Origin of the sequence: Microbacterium sp. str. 'China' (assembly GCF_002993305.1) — a bacterium.
Classification (GTDB): Bacteria; Actinomycetota; Actinomycetes; order Actinomycetales; family Microbacteriaceae; genus Microbacterium; species Microbacterium paraoxydans.
In genome coordinates, this window is record NZ_CP027434.1 from 242,495 (window position 1) to 264,427 (window position 21,933).

Sequence of the window (21,933 nt, forward strand, 5' to 3'; positions counted from 1 at the left end):
TGCCGCAGCATCGGGTCGTACTTCGTGTGTCCGCTTACGCCTATCCGAACGCACCGGTCGAGCGCCCGCGCATCCGCGAACTACTCTCATTCATCCCGACGATCTCCACCGTCTTCCCCAGGCCCGCGTACTTCGTCTCGATCGCATCCAACGCCGCAACGGTCGACGCATCCCACACGTGCGACCCGAACAGATCCACCACAACCCGATCCGGATCCTCGGTATACGAGAACAACGTCGTCAGGTCATTGCTCGACGCGAAGAACAACTCCCCCTCCACGACATACGTCACCACATCGTCCCCCGGCCCCGGAACTCGACGAACCGAAACGAAGTGCGCCACCCGCCGCACGAACAGCACCGACGCGACCAGCACCCCGCCGACAACCCCGACAGCCAGGTTGTGCGTCACCAGGACCAACGAAACGGTCGCCACCATCACGAACGTCTCACTCTTCGGCATCCGCTTCAGCGTCGACGGCCGCACGCTGTGCCAGTCGAACGCCCCGATCGCGACCATGATCATCACCGCCACGAGCGCCGCCATCGGAATCGTCCCGACGAAGTCTCCGAACACCACGACCAGCAGGAACAGAAAGATCCCGGCGCAGAACGTGGAGATACGGGTCCTCGCGCCTGACGCCTTCACGTTGATCATCGTCTGACCGATCACCGCGCACCCACCCATGCCGCCGAACATCCCGGACAGCACGTTGGCGACGCCCTGCCCCCACGACTCGCGCGTCTTGTTCGAGTGGGTGTCGGTGATCTCGTCGACGAGCTTCGCGGTGAGCAGCGACTCCATCAGCCCGACGAGCGCGACCCCGAGCGCGAACGGCGCGATGATCGTGAACGTCTCCCACGTCAGCGGGACGTTCGGGATGAACAGCGACGGCAGACTCCGCGGCAGCTCACCCTGATCGCCCACGGTCGGCACCGTGATCCCGAAGGCGAGCACCACACCCGTCACGATGATCACCGACACGAGCGGCGCCGGCACGATCTTGGTGATCTTCGGCATCACGAGCATCACGACGATGCCGAGCGCCACCAGCGGATACACCAGCCACGGCACGTCGATGAGCTGCGGGAACTGCGAGCTGAACACGAAGATCGCGAGCGCGTTCACGAACCCGACCATCACGCTGCGGGGGATGAATCGCATGAGCTTCGCCACGCCGAGCACTCCGAGGACCACCTGGAAGATCCCGGCGAGGATGACCGTCGCGATGAAGTAGTCGAGCCCGTACGTCGGCGCGACGGGAGCGATCACGAGCGCCACGGCTCCCGTCGCCGCGGTCACCATCGTCGGTCGCCCGCCGAGGAACGCGATCGACACCGCCATGATGAACGACGAGAACAGCCCGACCTTCGGGTCCACCCCCGCGATCACCGAGAACGCGATCGCTTCCGGGACGAGCGCGAGTCCGACGACGAGCCCGGCCAGCACCTCCCGAGTCAGCAGTCGCGGGTTCTTCAGCGCATCGAGCACCGAGGGGTGGGCGCGATAGCGGGCGCGGTCGTCGACCGTCGTTGCAGTCATGGAGCTCCAGGGGAAGGCGCCTCAGAGAGGAGGCAGACGTTCCAGCCTACGTCTGACGTGCCGCGTCTTGAGTAGTCGAGCCGATCGACTCGCGGATTGTCGGGCGTCTCGTCTCGTCTGGGGGTGTGGCGTCTCTACTCATGTGCGCGTCGACGACCCTGAGATATCGCTCCGATGCAAGCCCTCCGCGCCACCGTCGCTAGCCTCGAAACGGGCGGCTACGTAATCGGAGGAGCGTTCAGCATGCAGTGGGGTTGGAATCCGGACTCGTTCGCGGCGATGATGACGGTGCTCGCGGCAGTGGCCGCGTTCTTCGCGGGCTGGGCCGCTTGGCGCGCGTACAGGCTCGAGCGTGCCCGCGAGGATCGCGCGTCAGCGGCGATGAGACGTCAGCAGGCCGAAATGGTCTCCGCGTGGACCGTGATCCAGCAGGGGGAGGACGGCGAGAGCTACGTCGAGCTCCGGGTCCAGAATCTCGGTTCCGCGCCGGTGTACGAGGTGACGCTCGGCATACAGCTCGGCAGCGTCTGCTCCTACGCAGCGAAGACGCGAGTGGTTCCGCCGAGCGGGCGGAACCCGATGGAGGTCCGGCTCACCGAGCGGGGGCTCGAGCGCTGGCTCACCTGGGCCAAGGGCCCCGCGCGGAAGCTCGCGCCGTATGTGGAGCTCACGTTCTGCGACTCGGCGGGAGCGTGGTGGTTCCGCGATACGCGAGGTGCCCTGGTCGAGATCGATTCCGAGCGCAAGTACCTCTACGACGAGTCCAAGACGAGAGTGCTCACGGCGTAGGAGCCGCTACCCGCTCCCCTTCCACCCACCCTCCACATCCGCCAGGATGAACACGACCGCCCCGAGAGGAGCCCCCGCATGTCGTCGCTCGCCCCCTCCACCTCCCCGGACACGGCATCCGCCGCGCTCCCCGGCGCCGTGGTCATCGCCGCGATCCGCCGCGTCCTCCTCTGGTCGCTGATCACCGCATTCCTCTACCCCGTGTTCATGGCCGCCAGCAAAGGCATCTGCCCCGGCGGCGTCGACGCGAACGGCGGGTTCATCGATTCGGCGGGCCAGCCGGTCGACGAGGCTCCGCAGTGCATCCAGCTCACGCTCGCGCCGAGCCCCCTCGTCTACATCGCCATCGCCGTCATCCTGCTGCTCGCGCTCGGTCGCGTGATGAAGGCGACCGACGAGCGCGCGGCGCTGCGGACCCTGGAGTGGGCGCAGTACGGCGTCGGGCTGCTCGTGGTGGTCGCGATCATCGTCTCGCACGTGTGGTTCGCGCTGATCCCGATCGAGCAGTTCACCGGCGACTCCTGGACCGTGTTCAGCCCGTTCCCGTTCGGCTCGATCGACGTCGAGGTGACGCCGATGACCACCTCGTGACGGCTTAGTCCCGCCAGTCGATCCCGACGCCGGCGATCCGTCGCCCGGCCTCGTCGGCAGCGACCGGCTCCCCGACGTCCGCCCCGCGTTCGAGCGAGACGGCGGAGTGCACGATGGTGTCGGCGTAAACGTGCACGAGGTTGTAGCCCTGCGCGGCGTCCTGTCCGCGGGTGGCACCCACGGGCTGTGCGAGGTCCTGCCCGTACGCGCTCGACGAGGCGACGGCGACGGGGATCCCGGCGAAGGTGCCGAACGACGGATGGTGCACGTGCCCGGACAGGATGCCCCGCACGTCAGACCCCCGCAGCACCGCGGCCAACGCGTCCTGATCCCGCAGCTCGACCGTCACGGCGAGGTCGAGCACCGTCGGCAGGGGCGGATGGTGGATGAGCAGCAGCGTGCCCTGCGGTGCCGCCGTCGACAGCTCTCCCTCCAGCCGATCCAGCTGCGACGACGGCACCTCCCCCCAATGCGCGCCGGGCACCGTCGAATCGACGACGATGACGCGCATCCCCCCGAACCACCGCACCTCGACGATCGGCTCGTCACCCGCCCCCGCGAGTCCGAGCTCCGATCGCATGGCGCGGCGGTCGTCATGGTTGCCGGCCGCCCACACGACCTCGCAGCCGAGCGCATCGGCGGCGGGCGTCACGAGCTCGAGCAGTCGCCGGTAGGCGGCGGCATCGCCCCGGTCCGTCAGGTCTCCCGTGAATAGCAGCGCGTCGGGATGGAGACCCGAGGCGACGAGGCGGTCGAGCATCTCCGCCAGGTTCGCGTCGGCGTCGGCCCCGCTGCCGTACAGCGGCGACCGTTCACCCGGCAGGTGCGTGTCGGAGATGTGCACGAAGGTGTGCGACGGGCGAGGGTGTTCGGTGAGGATCATGTCTCTTCCTGGTCGGCGGACGGAGGCAGGTCGGGGCAGATGTCAGACGGCGGCGGCCGTGGAGCCGGGGACGAGTGCTCCCGTGAACGAGCGGCGCACGAGCGTCTCCGGCTCGTCCGCGGTGAGCAGCTGCTGCATGGTCTCGACGGCGGCCGCCGCCACCGCCTCCACGGGGATCCGCAGCGTGGTGAGCCCGAGCAGATCGGCGCCGGGCAGGATGCCGTCGCACCCGGTCACGCTCACGTCCTCCGGCACGCGGAGCTCGGCCGCGCGGGCGGCGCGCATGACGGCGAGCTGCCGGTAGTCCGAGGCGCACATGACGGCGGTCGCCCCTGCGCGCACGGCGGCGAGGGCCTCGTCGACGCCGTCATCGGGACGCGCGCCGGCCGAGATCATCGTCACGGCGACGCCGGCCCCCGTCAGCACTTCCTGCATCGCGAGCGCGCGCAGGTGCTCCGGGTACGACGCGTCGGGGCTTCCGGCGAGCACGACGACGGTCCGATGCCCGAGCGCGACGATGTGCTCCGCGAGCAGGCGCCCGTGCCCCTCGTCGTCGTAGTGGGCGGTGTGGATGCGGCCCGCCGACTCCACGCGCCCGGCGCGCAGGATCGGCACCTGGTCGGCGAACGGCTCGAGCTGCGCCGCGGAGATGCCGCCGGTCGCGACGATGAGTCCTGCGACGCGCATGCCGAGCAGCCGGTGCAGCGCATTCACCTGCTTGGCGCCCTGCTCGTCGGCACCGATCGTGACGGTCACGAGGTCGAGGCCGCGCTGATGCGCCTCCTCCTGCAACCGGGAGAAGAGCAGACCGTACGCGGGGTTGCTTGCATCGCGCAGCATGAGGCCGACGGTGCCGGTGCGTCCGGCGGCGAGCTCGGCGGCCATCGTGTTGCGCACGTACCCGAGCCGCTCGGCCGCCTCCAGGATGCGCTCCTGCGTCTCCGGCGCGAACCGCCCCTCGCCCTTCAGTGCCCTGGTCGCCGTCGCGCGGGACACCCCGGCCGCCGCGGCGACGTCGCTGATCGTGACCCGCAGGGCGGGCGTCCCGGCATCCGCCCCGCTCATGCGCGCTGCTTCCGTCGGCGGGGCGCTCCGGCGCGCGAACCTCGTCCATACACGAGATACATGGTGACACCCATGATGATCATGAGCAGCACGGTGTAGACGAACGTGATGGGCATCGCGTCGAGGTTGTTCTCCCCGCGCGTGCTCTCCTGGATCGCGACCCCGAGCGGCTTGTACAGCGGGTGGTAGAGGAAGATCGCGGCGTCGTAGTCGTCGAGCAGGCTGTTGAAGTTCAGCGCCGTGATCGCGGCCGCGGTCGGCAGCACGAGGGGGATGAGCACGCGCCGGAAGGTGGTCAGCGAGCGGGCGCCGAGGATGCGCGAGGCGTCTTCCAGGGAGTCCGGCACGGACGCGAACCCGGCCTTGAGCAGCCGCAGCGTGAACGGGATCTTCACGCAGATGTACGCGACGAGCAGCAGCACCGGCGTTCCCGTGAGCACCATGTTGCCGACGAGGGGCTGCGGGGCGTCGAACGCCATCACGAAGGCCAGCGCGATCAGCACGATCGGCAGGATCCACGGGATGTGCAGCACGTACTCGATGGCCGTGGTGAGCAGATTGCGGTGCTTCTGCATCATCCGCGCGACGAACAGCAGCCCGCCCACCACGATGACCGCGGCGAGGGCGCTGTAGACGACGCTCACGATGAACGGGCGGAGGGCCGCCGCGCTGGAGAACACGGTGATGTAGTTGTCGAGCGTGAAGCTGTCGAGCGTGATGGATCCGGCGAGGATGCTCCGCGCGTCCACGAACGAGAAGATCACGATGAGCACGACCGGGATGAGGTAGATCACCCAGAGCAAGTAGGCGACCACGTGCACGACCGCGTTCGCGAACGGGTTGCGGATGCGCTGCTTCTGGATCGGCGTCGCCACCTTCGCCACCGAGAAGTACACACCGGACTTCTCGGCGCGGTTCATGATCGCGAGCAGGATGATCGTCGCGACGCCGAGCACGATCGCCAGCAGCGCCGCGATGTCGCGGGTGATCGGGCTCCGCGACAGGTCGATGATAAGGGGTGCGACGGTCTGGAAGTCCGGCCCGCCGAGCACGAGCGGCGCGGTCAGGGCCCCGAGACCGATGAGGAACGTCAGCACCGTGACCGCGAAGAGCATCGGCTTCATGACCGGCAGCACGATGCGCCGCAGGATCGTCCAGGTTGAGGCACCCATGAGCTTCGCGGCCTCGATCGACGCGTAGTCCACCTTGCCGAGCGACGAGGACAGGAACAGCATGTGGTTCGTCGTCGTCGCGAACGTCATCACGAACACGACCGCGAAGTAGCCGGAGAACCAGTCCCGGTTCATGTCCGGCCAGATGTTCACCATCAGGTTCGTGACGAAGCCGAATTTCCCGTAGATGAAGTTGTAGCCGGCGGCGAGCACGATGCCGCCGTAGATCAGGGTGGTGGCGTAGCCGAGCCAGAGGAGTTTCGCGCCGCGCACCTGGAAGTACTGCGTCACCAGCACGATGAACACCCCGACGACGTTGACCGTGACGGACAGCGTGATCGCGAGGAGGAAGCTGTTGCCGAGCGTCTTCAGCGCGCGCTCGCTGCCGAGGAGCTTCTCGACGGCGCGGATGCTGAACTGGCCGTCCGGGAAGAAGGTCGCGGCGAGCAGCTCGGCGTTCGGCAGCACGAGGAAGGCGGCGGCGAACCAGATCACGACGATGCCGGTCACCCAGGCGAGCGGCGAGCGGAGCATCGCGCGCACGCTGCCGGGCCGTCCGTGGCGGAGACGGGGCTTCGTCGCGGTGCCCGCCTCGGCGGCCTCGGTGGTCAGGGCGCCGGGGGCGTCGGTCATGGCCGCGGACGGCGGCGGCACCGGGCGGGAGTCGTTCTGCGGAGCGCTCATGTCACGCCGCCGGGTACTGCAGGATCCACCGCGGGTCGACGTCGATGCGCACGGCGTCGCCGACGTCCCAGCGGTGCGCGCTCGCCGCGGCCGGCACGCTCACCCGGAGCGTCCCGTCAGCCGCCGACACCGTGTAGACGCTGTGGCTGCCGTGGTACGTGCGCTCCGCGACGGTACCGTCGAGCGACGCCGTGCCGCCGGCGGTGGCCGCGGACGGCGATGCCAGGTGCAGCTTCTCCGGCCGCACGTAGCTCTCCGCCGTGGCGTCGAGGTCCGCGCCGATCGCGACGAGCTGCGCGGGGGTGAGCCGGTTGTTCTCGCCGATGAACCGGCAGACGAACGGCGTGGCGCTGCGGTCGTAGATCTCCTCCGGGGTGCCCACCTGCTGCAGCGTCCCGGCGTCGAGCACGGCGATGCGGTCGCTGAGGGTGAGCGCCTCCTCCTGATCGTGCGTGACGTACACGGTGGTCACGCCGACCTCGTGCTGCAGCTCCTTGAGCTGCTCGCGCAGCTGCACGCGGAGCTTGGCGTCGAGGTTCGACAACGGCTCGTCGAGCAGCAGGATGCTGGGGGTGAGGGCGAGCGCCCGGGCGATGGCGACGCGCTGCTGCTGGCCGCCGGACAGCTCCGCCACGTTCTTGTCGAGCTGCGACGCGGCGAGCCCGGTGCGATCGGCGACCTCGTCCACGCGTCGCCGCTGCTCGGCCTTCGACACCTTCTGCACCGAGAGGCCGAACGCGATGTTCTCCCGCACATTCATGCTCGGGAACAGCGCGTAGTTCTGGAACACCATCCCCACGCCGCGCTTCTCGCTGGGCACGCGGGTCACGTCACGACCGGCGATGTGGATGCGCCCGCCGGTCGGCTGGATGAACCCCGCGAGCGTGCGCAGGGCGGTGGTCTTGCCGCATCCGGACGGACCCAGGAGGGTGAAGAACTCACCCTCCTGGATCTCCAGATCGAGGTGCGAGACCGCACGGTGGTCGCCGAACACGACCTCGACGTCGTCGAAACGGATCATCGTCTTCTCTCTCTGCCGGTGCGGGACTGCGCGGGTCAGCCGATGTACTCGAGCGTGACCTTCTCGACCCAGGCGCCGAGGTTCTCGCTCACGAAGCCGAAGTCGATGTCCTGACGGTCGAGCGTGCCCATGAGCTCGACGACCTCGGGGTTGGCCTTCTCGACCGCGCCCTCGTTCACCGGCATGGCGTTGAACTCCGCGGCGAACTCGCCCTGCACCTCGGCGCTGCCGAACCAGTCGATGAACTCCTGCGCCTTGTCCTCGTTGTCCGTGCCGTTGATCTGCGCGATCTGCTCGGTCACGTAGGGGACGCCGTACTCGGGGACGATCATGCCGGTGCTGGTGCCGTACTCCTCGTCGCGGGCGGAGATGCCGCTCGACGGCAGCACGCCGTAGTCCACCTCGTCGCGGGTGATGCGGGCGTAGAGGTCGGTGCCCTCCACGGCGGGGGAGCCGTTGGCGTAGTACGACTTCACCAGGTCCCAGCCCTCGTCGCTCACGCCGAGGTCGCCGTCCTCGTCGAGGTGACGGGTGAGCATGCTGGCGAGCACGAGCTGCGGGGTGGCCTGGCCGAGCGCGGGGTTGACCTCGTAGCGGCCGGCGTACTCCTCGTCGGTGTACAGGTCGTCGGGGTCGGTGGGCGCGTCGCTGATGCGGTTCTCGTCGTAGACCGTGACGATCGCCTGCTCCACGAGCGGCCAGAACGCGCCGTCCTTCGGGTCGCCGGCGTCCGCGGGCACCTCGCCGCTCCAGCTCGGCTCGTAGGCCGTGATGGCCTCTTCCGTCTTGAGCTGCTCGAAGAACATGTTGTTCAGGCCGAAGACCACGTCGCCGACGGGGTTGTTCTTCTCCGCGATGATGCGGTTCGTCAGGTCGGCGCCGCCAAGGCCCACGATCTCGATGTCGATGCCCGCGTCGGCCGCCTTCTCGGTGATCCACTCACTGCGGCCGTCGCTGTTCGAGTTCGTGTAGACGATGAGGGTGTCCCCGGAGCCGCTGTCGCTGCCGCCGCCGTCCGCGTCTCCGTCGCCGCCCGCCGTGCATCCGGTGAGCGCGATCGCCGCTGCGGCCGTCAATCCGATGAGCGCCCAGCGCCTCTGCTGCCTGTCGGCCATGTTCGTCCCTTTCTCGCCTTCGAGGTGTGTCGATGCGACACTACCGGTTCTTGTGGTGAAGGCACAAAGATTGTCTGGTTTCGTGAGCGCGGTCGCGCGTCCGCACTCAAGATAGGCGCGCGGCGTGAACGCGAGGATGCGATGAGGTGAACGGGTGGGGGCCCTGCGTCGGACCTGGGGCGAGGTGCCCTGTCGGCCGGGGCGAAATACCGGCATCTATTAGAACAAAGCTTCGAAAGTCGGGCGCTTCGGAGATAAAATGAAGCATGTCGAAAATGTCCGGGTTGCGCGAGGCGATGGAGCGTCTCGACCAGGCGTGGGACTCTGCGGGTGATGCGCCTGAGCTCTCCCGCGCGCAGCTCGTCGACGTCGCCGACGCGATCGGGCTTCTGCGGCGCCGGCTCGACGCGATGCACGTCGACGTGGCCGCCGGCATCGCTCGGGAGTCGCGCGCGGAGCTCGGAGCCGACAGCCTGGCGAAGCAACGCGGGTACCGCACGGCGGCGAAGCTCATCGCCGCGATGACAGGCATCTCGACGGGGGAGGCACAGCGTCTGGTGAAGGTCGGAGAGGCGACCGCCCCGCGAAGCGATCTGCTCGGCGCGCCGCTGCCCGCCCGGTACCCGCTCCTCCGGGAAGCGCTCGCGTCGGGTGCCCTCGGAGCGCCGGCGGCGACACTCCTCGTCGCTTTGCTGGACCGCTGCCGCGTGGCTGCGGGAGCGGAACGCATCGCCGAGGCGGAGCGCGTGCTGGTCGCCACAGCCGAGGGGCTCGAGCTCGATGCGGTGCGCAAACTCGTCCTCCGCGCCGAAGCGTGGCTCGACCCCGACGGCGTGGCGCCGCGGGCGGAGGAGCAGCGCGCTCGGCGCGGACTGCGCATCTTCGAACGGGACGGCATGGTGCACCTGCACGCGCAGCTCGATGCCGAGACCGCGGCGCCGGTCGTCACCGCGATCCGCGGGCACGTGTCCGCCGTGTTCGCCGCCCGCCTCGACGCCCCTGATGCGGGGTCGCCGGACGCCGACCGGCGCTCGGTCGCGATGATCCAGGCCGATGCGCTGGCCCTCTTCTGCGGGCATGTGCTCGGGTGTGACGGTGATCGGGTGCCGCTCGCGGGGGCGACGGTGATCGTCCGGGTATCGCTGGACGATCTGCAGGCGGGAGCCGGGTCGGCGACGATCGACGGGCTCGACCAGGTGATCGACATCGGCGCCGCGCGGCGGATGGCGGCCAGCGGCGGCGTCATCCCCTGCGTGCTCGGCGGGGCGAGCGAGGTTCTGGACTGGGGTCGCGAGAAGCGCCTCTTCACACGAGCCCAACGCCTGGCGCTCGCCGAGCGGGATGGCGGGTGCGCCATGTGCGGGCTCCCGCCGGGGATGACGAAGGCTCATCACCTCCGCTGGTGGCAGCGCGACCGAGGTCCGACCGATCTCTCGAACGGGATCCTGCTCTGCGAGACCTGTCACCACCGCATCCACGACAACGGGTGGGAGATCGTCATCGAGGGCTCCGGTGTGACCGGCCGGCCGTGGTTTCTTCCGCCGCGGTGGGTCGACCCGGAGCGCACGCCGCGGCTGGGCGGACGGGCGCGCTTCGATGTCGCGGCCTGAGTGGATAGCGGCTGTTCGCGCACGGTGTCGCGATGGCGCGCACCGGCTCCTGGTGGCCGGCGCGCCTGAATGCCGGATCGCGCTGTCAGCGGCGAAGTCGGGAGCGGACGCGGCGGGCGGCACGCGCGAGGGCGTCGCGCCAGGCGCCGCCCGGCCACTCGCGGCGCAGCCGCAGGCTGCCGTCCTCGTTACGCACGAGTTCGACCCGACGGCCCGCGAGAAGCGGCGACCTTCCGAGGTGTGCCGTCACGTCGGGAGCCGCTGTCAGCGGAGCGGTGAACATCCAGCCGGCGTAGCGCACGGCGACGGTGAGGTCGGCTTCGCGAGCGCCGTCCTCACGGAACACCTTCATCGGGTCCAGGGCGATCGGCACCGTGTCGAGACGCTTCGGGCGCCGGCCGCCGATCTTGCGCTCCGAGCCGGCCGTCGACTCCGCGGGTCGGCCGGGCGTCGGCGTATCGCGCGCGACCAGGTCGACCCGGTCCGCGCGACGTTCCTTGCGGGCGTTGAGAAGCCCGGAGGGGAGATCCTCGGTCGTCGACAGCGGCAGGGACACCAGTCGGTCGGCGGAACCGACGGTCTCGAACACGAACGCTTCCTCGCCGTCCCGGAGCAGACGGACGCGCACGGTGAGCTGCAGGCCGCCGCGCGACCAGCGCGCCGCCGTCACGGTGGCGGTGCAGGTCGTGTCCGCCTCGAAGGCAGCGAAGGCGAGCAGGTCGTCGCGGCGATCGGCGCGCAGCAGAGCGGCCCGGATGCGCTGCGGGAACGACAGCCCCGCGTCCACGCCGGGTCCGAAGCGGCGCTGCGCGAGCGGCACCACCACGTCTAGCAGACGGTCGCGATACTCCGCCGGGTACTTCACCATCCGTCGCCCGGCGACCCGGTTGAGGATCTTGCCGCGGAACCAGTGCCGCAGCAGTCGATCCCGCACCTTCCCCGGTTCGGTGTTCGCCTCGACCACGTCGAGCACGGTCTCCAGATGCGGGAAGTACGACTCCGGTTCGATCCGGGACGAGCTCGCGCTCCCCGGCTCCTTCACCCACGCGTAGCAGGGCTCGCTCGCGAGCACCGAGATCGTGTCGGCGGCGAAGTACGCCTGCATCACGAAGAGATGGTCCTCGAGTCGCACCTTCCCGTCAGGGAAGCGGATGCCGTTCTCCCGCAGGAACGCCGTCCGGAACATCTTGTGCGGCGTCAGCATCTCCAGGATCGGGTCTTCCCCGAGCACGGCGTTCGGGATGTCGCGCTGGAAGATCTTGGCGGGCAGCTTGCGTCCGATGCCCACCTCCTTGCCGACCACGACATCGGAGCCGTTCTCGTCCGCGTAATCGCACAGCCGCTCCAGTGCGCGCGGGTAGAGCCAGTCGTCCTGATCGACGAACTGCACGTACGTGCCCCTGGCCTCTTCGACGCCGCGGTTGCGCGGAGTGCCCGGCCACCCGGAGTGCGGCAGCGAAAGCACGCGCACGTGGGGGCGATCCTTCGCGATGCTCTCGAGCCGCGCGGCCGTCTCCTCCCCGGAGCCGTCGTCGCAGAGCAGGACCTCGAACGCCTCCCGATCCAGCGTCTGGGCGTCGAGAGACGCGATGAGGTCGTCGAACGACGCCTTCGGCCGGAACACCGGCACCACCACGCTCACCCGCACGCGGCCGCCGGCCGCCTCGTCCCCGGTCGCACTGCTCATGGACGTCATCCCCCTGTGATCGTGGCCGGCCCGAATCTCCCCCGCCGGAGGTTCCAGCCAACCATCCCTTCCTGTGGAGTGCGGCAGGCTCGCGGCGGTCTCGGGTGTATGCCGACGCCGCGGAGGATCAGTGCAGGGTGAGACCGATCTCGAACGAGCGCCGCCAGGGGAGGGTCAGCTCCACGATTCGCACGTCATCGGCGGGCAGCATCGACTCCAGGAGGGCCGTCAGCTCCGCACGGATGACGCGCTCGGCCGTCGCGACCTGCGAATCCTCGGTCATCGGGTAGATGTCGGGGAAGAGCGACGGGCCCGCATCGGTGCGCACCACGGCCTGGTAGGCGAAATCGTCGAGCAGCCGCGTGAGCAGGGCGATCCGCGCGGCGCGCTCGTCGAAGGAGCCGGCGGCCCTGCCCACCACTGCGGCGGCGGCCACTGCGACGACACTGCCGAGCGTGTTCCCGGCGGTGTTCCACCCGCCGAAGGCCTCCAGGCGCCCGAGCAGTCCGGCCTCGGCCAGCGCGCGTACGAGCGCCTCGTCCGCGCCGTTCGGGTAGCGCACGTCGGCCAGGGCCACGTGCTCCCCGGCGTCCAGACGCTCCCGCACGAGTGCGACCGTCCCCGCGACGGCCTCGGCGTCGACGACCTCCGGCCGCCCGCGGAACATGTCGTGCCGGTCGGGGTCCGGGGCGTGCAGCACGAGGGTGACATCGCCTCCTGCGGCGACCTCCTCGGCGCCGGCTGCGCGGATCTGCCGGCTCGCCGACGCCGCGAGCGACATGTTCTCGTAGGGCGGGATGCGCTCCATGCCGGCGGCGTCCGCGCAGACCACCGAGAACGAGGCGGTCACCCCGGCGTTCGCCGCGAGGGCCCGGGCGACGAGCGCGGCCCCGACCTCGTCGGCCCCCGGGTACATCAGCACGCGCCGGCCCGACGGCAGCATCCGCATCCAGTGCCGGAGCCAGACCTGCTCCGCGCTGCCCGCCGCGAACGGAGCGGTGTCGTCGGCGGTGATCGCCAGGAAGTCGAGGGTCTCGTCCTCCACGAGGCCGAGCGTGGAGAGGTTCATGATGTGGTTGCGCAGCCGCCGAGACGAGTAGTCGGAGACCACATCGGCCGGCACCGGGGTCAGTTCGTCGAGCGGCAGCACCTCGGTCTCGCCGAGCAGCCGGTGCGCGTCGCCGCCGAGCGCGTGGATCTCCTTGCCGTGCTCCGTCCAGTAGGTCGGCTCCTCGGCCGCGGAGTAGGAGTTGCTCGCCCGGGTCACCAGCGACACCGCCGAGATCGGCAGGTCGGGCCGCATCCGCCGCACCTCGCGCAGCACGTCCAGGCGCGCCAGCACGTCGCGGGTGGTGTCGTGACTCGTGCGGCTCGCGATGAGTCCCCCGTAGAGCAGCATGTCCACCGACACCACCAGGTGCACGGTCGCCGGATCCGCGGCACGCTCGCGCAGCCAGGCACCCAGCCCGTCGGCATCGCCCGCGGTCCGGTAGGAGGGGAGGATCCCGGCGGGCGGAACGTCGAGGGTCACGCCCGCGACGGCCGCGACGTCTCCCGGGAGCTTGACGTTCACCGGGCGGTCGTCGAGGGGCAGCAGCGCGATGCGCGGGCGGAGGATCGGGTCGGACACGAGGAGCCTTTCGTCGGTGAAGGGGGTCGCAGATCGGGGATCAGGGGCGGGCGATGGAGACGAGGTACGAGTAGCGGTCGCCGCGATACACCGACTCGGCGTACTCGATCGGGCGGCTGCGGGCGTCATAGGTCGTGCGCTTCACGAGGAAGGCGGGGGAGAACGGCGGCGTCTGCAGGGCGGCCGCCTGCTCCTCGTCGAGGACGACCGCGTGGATCTCCTGGTCGGCGCGCACGGCGGTGATGCCGAACCGGGTGCGCAGGTCGTCGTAGAGCGAGTCGCCCACGATGCCGTCCTCCAGACCCGGCACGGTGTCGGCCGCGATCGAGCACACCTCCAGGCAGATCGGGATGTCGTCGGCGGTCCGGACGCGGCGGATCCGCACGACGGGGGACTGCGGGCTGAGGTTCAGGGCGTATCCGGCGGTCTGCCCGGCCGCCGCGGTGCCGACGTCGACGGAGAGGGAGCCCGGTCGCATGTTCCGGGCGAGCATGTCCTCCGAGAACGAGGTCAGCTCGAAGGCCTTGCTGATCCGCGAGGCGCTCACGAAGGTGCCCGCCCCCTGCAGCCGGTACACCAGGCCGTCCCGTTCGAGCTCGTCGAGGGCGCGACGCACCGTCTGCCGGTTCACCTCGAGCGACTCCGCGAGCTCGCGCTCCGTGGGCAGCTTCTCGTGGGGTGCGAGCCCCTGGTCGATGACCTTCTCCAGATGCCGGCGCACGCGTTCGTGCTTCGTGACGCCCTCGATCGCCGCCATGGTTCCCCCTCGTTTGGACTAACCCAATCTTGACGATCACCCGGGATTGTGTCAATGTCTCCTCTCAGCGGTTCTTAATTGGTCTATTCCAATCCTTTGCACGGTCAACGATGAGCGGAGAATCCCCATGCACGTGAAGCACAACATGCGCCGACGCGTCCTGGTCGCCGGGGCGGTAGGCACGGCGACGATCGTCGCCCTGAGCGGCTGCGCCGGCGGCAGCGGTGATGCGGACGGCCCCACCGAGATCACGTTCTCGTACCTGTGGGGAGGGGAGGAGGCGAAGGCGCTGGAGGCGATCATCGCCGACTTCAACGCCAGTCAGGACGACATCGTCGTCACGGGCGTCTCCAGCCCCGACACCCAGAAGCAGCTCACGTCGATGTCGTCGTCGAACGGCTCCTTCGACATCTCCGACAACTTCGGCAACACCGTCGGCGCCTGGGCTTCGAAGGGCATCCTCGCACCGCTCGACGAGGCGATCGCCGCCGAGGACATCGATGTCGACGACTTCGTCCCCAGCGCCATGGAGCAGATGACCTACGACGGCAAGATCTACTCGCTGCCGATCGCCATCCACAGCTTCCAGCTCCTCTACAACCCGCAGCTTCTGGAGGAGGCCGGGGTCACCCCGCCGACCACGATGGACGAGCTCGCCGCCGCCATCCCGAAGCTCACCAAGAAGGACGCGTCGGGCAAGATCACGCAGCTCGGACTCGGCTCGGCGAACGACAGCACCACCCTCACGACCCTCGGCTACGCGTTCGGCGGGAGCTGGGACGGCGAAGACGGCCCGACCCCCGCGGAAGACGGGAACATCGAGGCCCTGCAGTGGTATCAGGACAACGTGATCGAGCCGGTCGGTGCCGACGCCATGGCCACGTTCGTGTCCGGACAGGGCGAGTACCTCTCCGCGCAGGACCCGTTCTTCAGCGGCCAGGTCGCCATGATCATCGACGGCGAGTGGCGGTCGGCCAGCGCCGCCAAGATCGCCCCCGAGTTCGAGTGGGGCGTGACCGCGATCCCCGCCGCCTCGCCCGACCTGGAGAACAGCACGCAGGTCACCGCGAGCACCCTCTTCATCCCCGCGAACTCGAAGCACAAGGAGGAGGCGGCCACCTTCCTCGCCTACCTCGTGAGCGACGAGCCCATGGAGAAGTTCGCCGTCGCCCTCGGCAACCTCCCCGGCCGCTCCTCCCTCGCGGGCAGCGCCGCGTTCGACGAGCTGCAGGACTTCGGCGTCTGGGCGGAGGCCGCGTCCTCCCCGAACGCGAAGTCCCTGGCGAGCCGTCCGTACAGCGCCGAGTATGCGACCGACCTCGCGACCGCGTTCGACGAGGTCGTGCGACTGACCGCCACCCCGGAGGAGGCGATCGCGACCGTCGAGGAGCGCATGGCCTCCTACGCCTCGAAGTGAGTCGGTTCTCGTGACCACGGCAACAGCACCCCGGGTCCGGCAGGAGAACGCTCCTGCCGGACCCGGCGCTCCCGTCCGGCGGCGCCGCAGCCGCCGGACCACGCTGATCGGCCTGGCTTTCGCGTCGCCGTTCATCGTCGGCTTCCTGTTCCTTTTCGCCTATCCGATCGCAGCGTCGGCGTACTACAGCTTCACCGACTTCAACCTGTTCCAGGCGCCGGAGTGGGTGGGGCTGGACAACTACACCCAGATGTTCGCCGACGGGGTCTTCTGGAAGTCGCTCGCCAACACAGCCGTGCTCACCGTCTTCGGCGTGCCGCTCGCGATCGGCATCGCGCTCGCCGGCGCGCACCTGCTGAACACGCCCGTGCGGGGCCAGCCGCTCTATCGCGCGCTCGTGTATCTCCCGTCGATCGTGCCGGTCGTCGTCGGCGGCTACCTGTGGCGCTGGCTGCTGAACGCCCAGTACGGCTTCATCAACTACTTCCTGTCGTGGTTCGGCATCGAGGGGCCGGCCTGGCTGCAGCAGCCGGAGTGGACAAAGCCCGCCATCATCCTCATGTCGTTGTGGACCGTCAGCGGCACCATGATCATCTACCTCGCCGCCCTGCAGGAGGTGCCGAAGGAGCTGTACGAGGCGGCCGAGCTCGACGGCGCGGGGGCGTGGCGCCGCTTCACGAACGTCACCTGGCCCACGGTCTCCCCGGTCACCCTGTTCCAGGTGATCGTGAGCATCATCGGGTTCCTGCAGATCTTCACGCAGCCCTACATCCTGTCGCAGGAGCGCCTCAACCAGGCGGGCTCGGGGCCGGGGCAGTCGATGCTCTCCTACGCGATGTACCTGTACCAGAACGCCTTCGTGTTCCTGAAGATGGGCTACGCCTCCGCCATGGCGTGGACTCTGTTCATCATCACGCTCGCCGTGAGCCTCATCGTGCTCGCGACCTCGAGGAAGTGGGTCCACGATGGTGCACGCTGACATCTCCGCACCGGTGCGCCGGCCCCGCCGCACCCGGCGCACGCTCCGCCGCGTCCGGCAGCAGATCGCGGTGACGCTGCTCGCGCTGCTGTTCCTGTTCCCGCTGCTGGTGATGCTGTCGACCGCGTTCAAGACACCAGGCGACGTCTTCTCCTCCCCGCCCACCCTGCTGCCCGCCGAGTGGACGACGGCCAACTTCGCCGAGGCGTTCGCGCAGATCCCGGTGTGGCGCTACCTCGCCAACACGCTCTTCGTCTCGGGCATGAGCATCCTCGGCACGGTCATCTCCTGCCCCCTCGTCGCCTACGCGCTGGCGAAGGTGAAGTGGCGCGGCGCCCGACCGCTCCTGATCCTCGTGCTCGCCACGATGATGCTGCCGCCGCAGGTCACGCTGATCCCGCTGTTCCTCGTGTGGAACGGGCTGGAGGCGACGAACACCTACCTCCCGCTCATCGTCCCCGCGTTCCTGGGCACGCCGTTCTTCATCTTCATGATCCGGCAGTTCCTCCTCGCGGTGCCGGACGAGCTCATCGAGGCCGCCCGCCTGGACGGTGCCTCCGAGTTCCGCACTTACGCGACGATCGTGCTCCCGCTGGCGCGCCCGGCCATCGTGACCGCCGCGATCTTCCAGTTCGTCTGGGCGTGGACCGACTTCCTCAATCCCCTCATCTACCTCAACGACCAGTCGACGTACACGCTGTCCATCGGTCTGTACGCCTTCTTCGGGGAGAACGACGTGGCCTGGGGGCCGCTCATGGCCGCGTGCGTGATGTTCACCCTCCCGGCCGTGGCGATCTTCCTCCTCGGCCAGAAGTTCTTCATCGGCGGTGCCAGTGCAGGAGCCCTCAAGTGACCCATGAATCCCTCGCCCTCCTCCGCGGCCGGCTCGTCGCCTCGGTCCAGGCCTCCGCGGGAGCCCCCGCGAGAGACACCCCCGTCATCGGCGCGCTCGCCGAGTCGGCGCTGCTCGGCGGTGCGAGCGGCTTGCGGCTCAACGGGCCGGAGGACATCCGTCGGGTGCGACCGGTGACCGATGCGCCGATCATCGGGCTCCACAAGGTCTGGAACGGCGTCCGCAACGTCATCACCCCGGAACGCGCGCTCGCCGCGGGGCTGGCGGAGGCCGGGGCCGACATCATCGCGGTGGACGCCACGACGGAGCAGTTCGGCACGGACTTCCGGCTCATCGGGGAGATCGCCGCGGCGACGGGGCGACCGGTGATGGCCGACGTGTCGACGGTCGCGGAGGGCGAGCGGGCCTGGGCGGCGGGGGCGGCGGTCGTCGGCACGACGCTGTCCGGCTACACCCCGCACTCGCCGCGTCAGGACGACCCTGACCTCGACCTTGTGGCCGCGCTCGTCGCCGCGGGGATCCCGACCATCGCCGAGGGTCGCTACCAGACCCCTGCGCAGGTGCGCGCGGCCTTTGACGCCGGGGCCTTTGCAGTCGTCGTCGGCGGAGCGATCACCGATCCGATCGCCCTCACGCGTCGGTTCGTCGCCGCGACGCCGGCCGCCCGGGAGCGCGTGTGATCGTCGGGGTCGACATCGGCGGGACGAAGATCGCCGTCGCCGGGTTCCGTGCGGAGCCGGGCGGGGCGCGCCGTCGCGCCACCGCCGTGCACACCCTGCCGACGCCGGCTCGGGAGGGTGGCGAGGCCATCGTGCGGGCGGTCGTCGATGCGATCGATGTGATCCGCGGCGGGAAGCAGCTCGCGGCGGTCGGCGTGGGCACTGCGGGCGTGGTGGATCAGGACGGCGGCATCACCTCCGCCACCGATGCGATCAGCGGCTGGGCGGGCTTCCCGCTGCGTGCGACGCTCATCCGAGCCCTCGATGCCCCGGTGGTCGTCGTCAACGACGTGCACGCGGCGGCGGTCGCGGAGGCCACGGCAGGGGCGGGTCGGGGAGCGCGTGGTCTGCTGATGGTCACGGTCGGCACCGGCATCGGGGGAGCCGTCGTCCTCCCGGACGGTCTCCGCGCGGGTGTGACCGGCACGGCGGGATCGGTCGGGCACACCGAGCTCGCCCTCCCGCCAGGACTGGCCGGTCGTCGATGCGGCTGCGGAGGGGTCGGGCACGTCGAGGCCGTGGCCTCCGGTCCGGCGTTGGAGCAGACGTACCTCGAGCGCACCGGCACGGCGCGCACGCTGCGGGACGTGGATGCGGCCGCTCGTGCCGGGGAGCCGGTCGCCGAAGAGGTGATCGCGGAGGGGGCGGCGTTCCTCGGGCGCGCGCTGGCCGGGGCGCAGGCGCTTTTGGACGTGGAGGTCGTCGCCGTCGGCGGCGGCGTGGCGGCCATCGGGGAGCGGTATCTCGCCGGGGTCGCCCGCGCCTACCGCGAGGCGGCGATGCCGGGCCCGTCGACGGCCCGGGTGCGATCCGCGGAGCTCGGGGTCGATGCGACCGTCACCGGGGCTGCGGTGCTGGCACGGGTCTGAGTCCGGATTCCCACCCCACATTCAGCGTTAACGATATATCGTTGAGTATCGTTCACGACTGGGAGGTCATCATGAACAACGCATTCCCCTCCACCCCGTTCGGCGGCAACGGCAGCAACGGCGGCGACTTCGCCGGCGGCCTCGGCAACCTCTTCGGTGGCTCGCAGGGTCCGGCCGGAGCACTGTTCGAAGCGATGGACCAGCTCCGCAAGTCGTTCGAGTCGCGTCCCTCCGGCGGGTCCCGCATGGCCCGCGGCGACGTGCGCGCCGCCGTGCTCTCGCTCCTCACCGAGCGACCGATGCACGGCTACCAGATCATCAACGAGATCGCCGAGCGCAGCGGCGGTACCTGGAAGCCCAGTGCCGGCTCCGTCTACCCGACGCTTCAGCTCCTCGCCGACGAGGGCCTGATCGAGGCCGAGGAGCAGAACGGCCGCAAGACCTACGCCCTCACCGAGGCCGGCCGGGCCGTCGCCGCGGAGAGCACCGAGACCCCGCCGTGGGTGCCGTCCTCCGACAAGGACCGCAGTCGTGACGCCCGGTACAGCGCTCTGCCGAAGGCGGGAGTCGATCTCGCCGCCGCGGCCGCGCAGGTCGGGCGCAGCGGCTCCCCGGAGCAGGTGCAGCAGGCCATCGAGGTGCTCGACGAGGCCCGCCGTAGGCTGTACACGATCCTCGCCCAGGACTGACCGCGTCGTGCGGCGTCCGGCGCGGAACGGCGGAAGGATGACGCGATGACGGCAGCGGCGGCACAGGGTCCTCACCGAGCCCGGTACCGCCGCATCCTGTCGTTCGCGAGCCGTGAGTTCCTGAAGATCTGGTGGTTCGAGCTCGTGCTTCCGCGGTTCGGGCTGTCGTCCGTCGCGGAGCGCACGCGCGCCCGCCGCATGCAGCGGTTCGCGCGGCGGTTCCACACGCTCGCGGTCGAACTCGGTGGGCTCATGATCAAGGTCGGGCAGTTCATGTCCTCGCGCCTCGATGTGCTCCCGCCCGAGATCACGGCCGAGCTGGAGGGGCTGCAGGACGAGGTTCCTGCCGTGCCCACCCCGCAGATCCGGGCGCTCGCGGAGGCCGAGCTGGGCATGCCGCTCGAGCGGGTGTACACCTGGTTCGACGACACCCCGGTCGCGGCCGCGTCCCTCGGCCAGGTGCACCGGGCGCGGCTGTCGGCGCTCGATGCGGAGGACACCGGGCTCGACGAGGCCGTGGTCAAGGTGCAGCGCCCGGGCATCGACGAGATCGTCGCCGTCGACCTCGCTGCCCTCCGCCGGGTCGCGCGGTGGCTGACCCGGGTCCGGATCGTCGCCGACCGCGTGGACGCCCCCGCCCTCGTGGAGGAGTTCGCCGTCACGAGCCTCGAGGAGATCGACTACCTCCACGAAGCCCGCAGCGCCGAGCGGTTCCGTGAGAACTTCGCCGACGACCCCGCGTTGCCGCCCCCGAGATCGTCTGGGAGCGCACGACCCGCCGGGTCCTGACGCTGTCCGACGTGACCGCGATCAAGATCAACGACACCGCGGCGCTCCGGGCGGCCGGCATCGACCCCTCCGCGGTCGCCGATGCCTTCGCTGAGGTGATGTTCGACCAGGTCTTCACGCACCGGTTCGTGCACGCCGACCCGCACCCCGGCAACATCTTCGTCACGCCCGTCCCTTCGATGGGCTCAGGGACCCAAGAGGGCTCAGGGACCCAAGGAGGCTCAGGGGCCCAGGGCGGCTTCCGGCTCACGTTCATCGACTTCGGCATGATGGCCGAGGTCTCCGACAACCTCCGCCAGGGGCTGCGGACCCTCCTCATCGCGGTGACAGCGCGGGACAGTCGCGGCCTCGTCCGTGCCGCGAAGGAGATCGGCGTACTCCTCCCCACGGCCGACACGGGCGAGCTGGAGCGGGCGCTGACCGCCCTCTTCGCGCGCTTCGGCGGCATGGGGTTCGCGGAGCTGAGCCGGGTGGACCCGCGGGAGTTCACCGACTTCGCCGAGGAGTTCGGCGACATGGTGCGGCGGCTTCCGCTGCAGCTCCCCGAGGACATGCTGCTCCTCATCCGGGCCGTGTCCCTCACGTCCGGCATGTGTAGCGGCCTGAACCCGGCATTCAACGTGTGGGACGCGGCCGAGCCGTACGCCGCGCGGCTCCTCCGCGACGAGTCCGGAAACCTCATGCAGGACATGGCGGAGCAGGCCATGGCGAACGCGGCCACGACCTGGCGGCTCCCGAAGCGCATCGACGACATCATCACCCGCGTCGACGACGGAAACGTCTCCTTCGACACCTCGCGTCTGGAGCGCCGCCTCGACCGGCTGGAGGGCATCGCACGGCGGATCGCCTCCGGCGTGCTGTTCGCCGCGATGCTCGTCGGCGGGGCGCTGCTCGTCGGTCCGCTCCCGCCATTGGGTATCACCCTGCTGTGGGTCTCGGTGCTGCCGCTCCTCGGCGCCCTCTTCCTGGGCCGCCGCCGCCCCCGCTGACTCCCGCCGAACCCCGCCTGAACCCCGCCCGACGGCCCCGCCAGAACAGGCGAACGCGCGGAATCAGGCGCTCCCAACCAGG

At 69.9% G+C, this 21,933-nt stretch carries 18 protein-coding genes and 1 pseudogene; 10 read left to right on the forward strand and 9 right to left on the reverse strand.

Annotation, left to right across the window (positions count from 1 at the left end; all coding sequences use genetic code 11):
* Positions 1-40: 40 nt before the first annotated feature.
* A complete protein-coding gene (locus C6C15_RS01135; RefSeq protein WP_105949079.1) occupies positions 41-1,543 on the reverse strand; it encodes a SulP family inorganic anion transporter in 1,503 nt (500 codons plus the stop codon).
* Between the two features lie 243 nt (positions 1,544-1,786).
* On the opposite strand from C6C15_RS01135, the gene C6C15_RS01140 reads away from it, so the two are divergent.
* Complete coding sequence (locus tag C6C15_RS01140) at positions 1,787-2,332, forward strand: hypothetical protein (RefSeq protein WP_158698497.1); 546 nt, start codon at positions 1,787-1,789, stop codon at positions 2,330-2,332.
* Between the two features lie 78 nt (positions 2,333-2,410).
* Positions 2,411-2,923 (forward strand): hypothetical protein, encoded by a 513-nt coding sequence (locus C6C15_RS01145; protein ID WP_105949081.1) that lies wholly within the window; start codon positions 2,411-2,413, stop codon positions 2,921-2,923.
* A gap of 4 nt (positions 2,924-2,927) precedes the next feature.
* Here the strand turns inward: C6C15_RS01145 and C6C15_RS01150 are convergent, their stop codons facing one another.
* From C6C15_RS01150 to C6C15_RS01170, 5 genes are read right to left on the reverse strand one after another with little or no spacing between them, the layout of a single operon-like run.
* Entirely contained in the window at positions 2,928-3,806 is an 879-nt protein-coding gene (locus tag C6C15_RS01150; RefSeq protein WP_105949082.1) for a metallophosphoesterase, read from the reverse strand.
* A 42-nt stretch (positions 3,807-3,848) separates the two neighbouring features.
* Positions 3,849-4,871: a LacI family DNA-binding transcriptional regulator gene (locus C6C15_RS01155; protein WP_105949083.1), complete on the reverse strand. Its 1,023-nt coding sequence runs from the start codon at positions 4,869-4,871 to the stop codon at positions 3,849-3,851.
* Positions 4,868-6,727 carry an ABC transporter permease gene (locus C6C15_RS01160; protein ID WP_324970198.1) on the reverse strand — a complete coding sequence of 620 codons (1,860 nt, stop codon included), beginning with the start codon at positions 6,725-6,727 and terminating at the stop codon, positions 4,868-4,870. The genes C6C15_RS01155 and C6C15_RS01160 overlap by 4 nt, the downstream gene beginning before the upstream one ends.
* A gap of 1 nt (position 6,728) precedes the next feature.
* Entirely contained in the window at positions 6,729-7,748 is a 1,020-nt protein-coding gene (locus C6C15_RS01165; RefSeq protein WP_105949084.1) for an ABC transporter ATP-binding protein, read from the reverse strand.
* A gap of 35 nt (positions 7,749-7,783) precedes the next feature.
* Entirely contained in the window at positions 7,784-8,863 is a 1,080-nt protein-coding gene (locus C6C15_RS01170) for an extracellular solute-binding protein (RefSeq protein ID WP_105949085.1), read from the reverse strand.
* A gap of 266 nt (positions 8,864-9,129) precedes the next feature.
* On the opposite strand from C6C15_RS01170, the gene C6C15_RS01175 reads away from it, so the two are divergent.
* Positions 9,130-10,473, forward strand: a complete 1,344-nt coding sequence (locus tag C6C15_RS01175) for an HNH endonuclease signature motif containing protein (protein WP_234024201.1) — start codon at positions 9,130-9,132, stop codon at positions 10,471-10,473.
* An 85-nt stretch (positions 10,474-10,558) separates the two neighbouring features.
* On the opposite strand, the gene C6C15_RS01180 is transcribed toward C6C15_RS01175, so the two are convergent.
* The 3 genes from C6C15_RS01180 to C6C15_RS01190 form a co-directional block, all read right to left on the reverse strand.
* On the reverse strand, positions 10,559-12,160 hold the full coding sequence (locus tag C6C15_RS01180) for a glycosyltransferase family 2 protein (protein ID WP_158698498.1): 1,602 nt from the start codon (positions 12,158-12,160) through the stop codon (positions 10,559-10,561).
* A gap of 127 nt (positions 12,161-12,287) precedes the next feature.
* On the reverse strand, positions 12,288-13,790 hold the full coding sequence (locus C6C15_RS01185; RefSeq protein WP_158698499.1) for a DUF4127 family protein: 1,503 nt from the start codon (positions 13,788-13,790) through the stop codon (positions 12,288-12,290).
* Between the two features lie 40 nt (positions 13,791-13,830).
* The gene (locus C6C15_RS01190; RefSeq protein ID WP_060921953.1) at positions 13,831-14,547 is read right to left on the reverse strand and encodes a GntR family transcriptional regulator; all 717 of its coding nucleotides are present in this window, start codon (positions 14,545-14,547) and stop codon (positions 13,831-13,833) included.
* 127 nt (positions 14,548-14,674) lie between these two features.
* Between C6C15_RS01190 and C6C15_RS01195 the strand changes: the two genes are divergently transcribed.
* The 7 genes and pseudogenes from C6C15_RS01195 (at position 14,675) to C6C15_RS01225 (ending at position 21,851) form a co-directional block, all read left to right on the forward strand.
* On the forward strand, positions 14,675-15,964 hold the full coding sequence (locus C6C15_RS01195) for an ABC transporter substrate-binding protein (RefSeq protein ID WP_105949089.1): 1,290 nt from the start codon (positions 14,675-14,677) through the stop codon (positions 15,962-15,964).
* Between the two features lie 10 nt (positions 15,965-15,974).
* Entirely contained in the window at positions 15,975-16,943 is a 969-nt protein-coding gene (locus tag C6C15_RS01200) for a carbohydrate ABC transporter permease (protein ID WP_199787679.1), read from the forward strand.
* Entirely contained in the window at positions 16,930-17,796 is an 867-nt protein-coding gene (locus tag C6C15_RS01205) for a carbohydrate ABC transporter permease (RefSeq protein ID WP_025104068.1), read from the forward strand. The genes C6C15_RS01200 and C6C15_RS01205 overlap by 14 nt, the downstream gene beginning before the upstream one ends.
* Positions 17,793-18,476: an N-acetylmannosamine-6-phosphate 2-epimerase gene (locus C6C15_RS01210; RefSeq protein ID WP_105949090.1), complete on the forward strand. Its 684-nt coding sequence runs from the start codon at positions 17,793-17,795 to the stop codon at positions 18,474-18,476. Before C6C15_RS01205 ends, C6C15_RS01210 begins: the two co-directional genes overlap by 4 nt.
* Positions 18,473-19,384 (forward strand): ROK family protein, encoded by a 912-nt coding sequence (locus C6C15_RS01215; RefSeq protein WP_082750029.1) that lies wholly within the window; start codon positions 18,473-18,475, stop codon positions 19,382-19,384. The genes C6C15_RS01210 and C6C15_RS01215 overlap by 4 nt, the downstream gene beginning before the upstream one ends.
* A 71-nt stretch (positions 19,385-19,455) precedes the next feature.
* The gene (locus C6C15_RS01220) at positions 19,456-20,073 is read left to right on the forward strand and encodes a PadR family transcriptional regulator (RefSeq protein WP_082750032.1); all 618 of its coding nucleotides are present in this window, start codon (positions 19,456-19,458) and stop codon (positions 20,071-20,073) included.
* A gap of 45 nt (positions 20,074-20,118) precedes the next feature.
* Positions 20,119-21,851, forward strand: a pseudogene (locus tag C6C15_RS01225) (ABC1 kinase family protein).
* Positions 21,852-21,933: the final 82 nt, after the last annotated feature.

Coding starts and splice junctions, on each gene's coding strand:
- C6C15_RS01135 (WP_105949079.1), bottom strand. CDS start 1,543: ATGACTGCAACGACGGTCGACGACCGCGCCCGCTATCGCGCCCACCCC.
- C6C15_RS01140 (WP_158698497.1), top strand. CDS start 1,787: ATGCAGTGGGGTTGGAATCCGGACTCGTTCGCGGCGATGATGACGGTG.
- C6C15_RS01145 (WP_105949081.1), top strand. CDS start 2,411: ATGTCGTCGCTCGCCCCCTCCACCTCCCCGGACACGGCATCCGCCGCG.
- C6C15_RS01150 (WP_105949082.1), bottom strand. CDS start 3,806: ATGATCCTCACCGAACACCCTCGCCCGTCGCACACCTTCGTGCACATC.
- C6C15_RS01155 (WP_105949083.1), bottom strand. CDS start 4,871: ATGAGCGGGGCGGATGCCGGGACGCCCGCCCTGCGGGTCACGATCAGC.
- C6C15_RS01160 (WP_324970198.1), bottom strand. CDS start 6,727: ATGAGCGCTCCGCAGAACGACTCCCGCCCGGTGCCGCCGCCGTCCGCG.
- C6C15_RS01165 (WP_105949084.1), bottom strand. CDS start 7,748: ATGATCCGTTTCGACGACGTCGAGGTCGTGTTCGGCGACCACCGTGCG.
- C6C15_RS01170 (WP_105949085.1), bottom strand. CDS start 8,863: ATGGCCGACAGGCAGCAGAGGCGCTGGGCGCTCATCGGATTGACGGCC.
- C6C15_RS01175 (WP_234024201.1), top strand. CDS start 9,130: ATGTCGAAAATGTCCGGGTTGCGCGAGGCGATGGAGCGTCTCGACCAG.
- C6C15_RS01180 (WP_158698498.1), bottom strand. CDS start 12,160: ATGAGCAGTGCGACCGGGGACGAGGCGGCCGGCGGCCGCGTGCGGGTG.
- C6C15_RS01190 (WP_060921953.1), bottom strand. CDS start 14,547: ATGGCGGCGATCGAGGGCGTCACGAAGCACGAACGCGTGCGCCGGCAT.
- C6C15_RS01195 (WP_105949089.1), top strand. CDS start 14,675: ATGCACGTGAAGCACAACATGCGCCGACGCGTCCTGGTCGCCGGGGCG.
- C6C15_RS01205 (WP_025104068.1), top strand. CDS start 16,930: ATGGTGCACGCTGACATCTCCGCACCGGTGCGCCGGCCCCGCCGCACC.
- C6C15_RS01220 (WP_082750032.1), top strand. CDS start 19,456: ATGAACAACGCATTCCCCTCCACCCCGTTCGGCGGCAACGGCAGCAAC.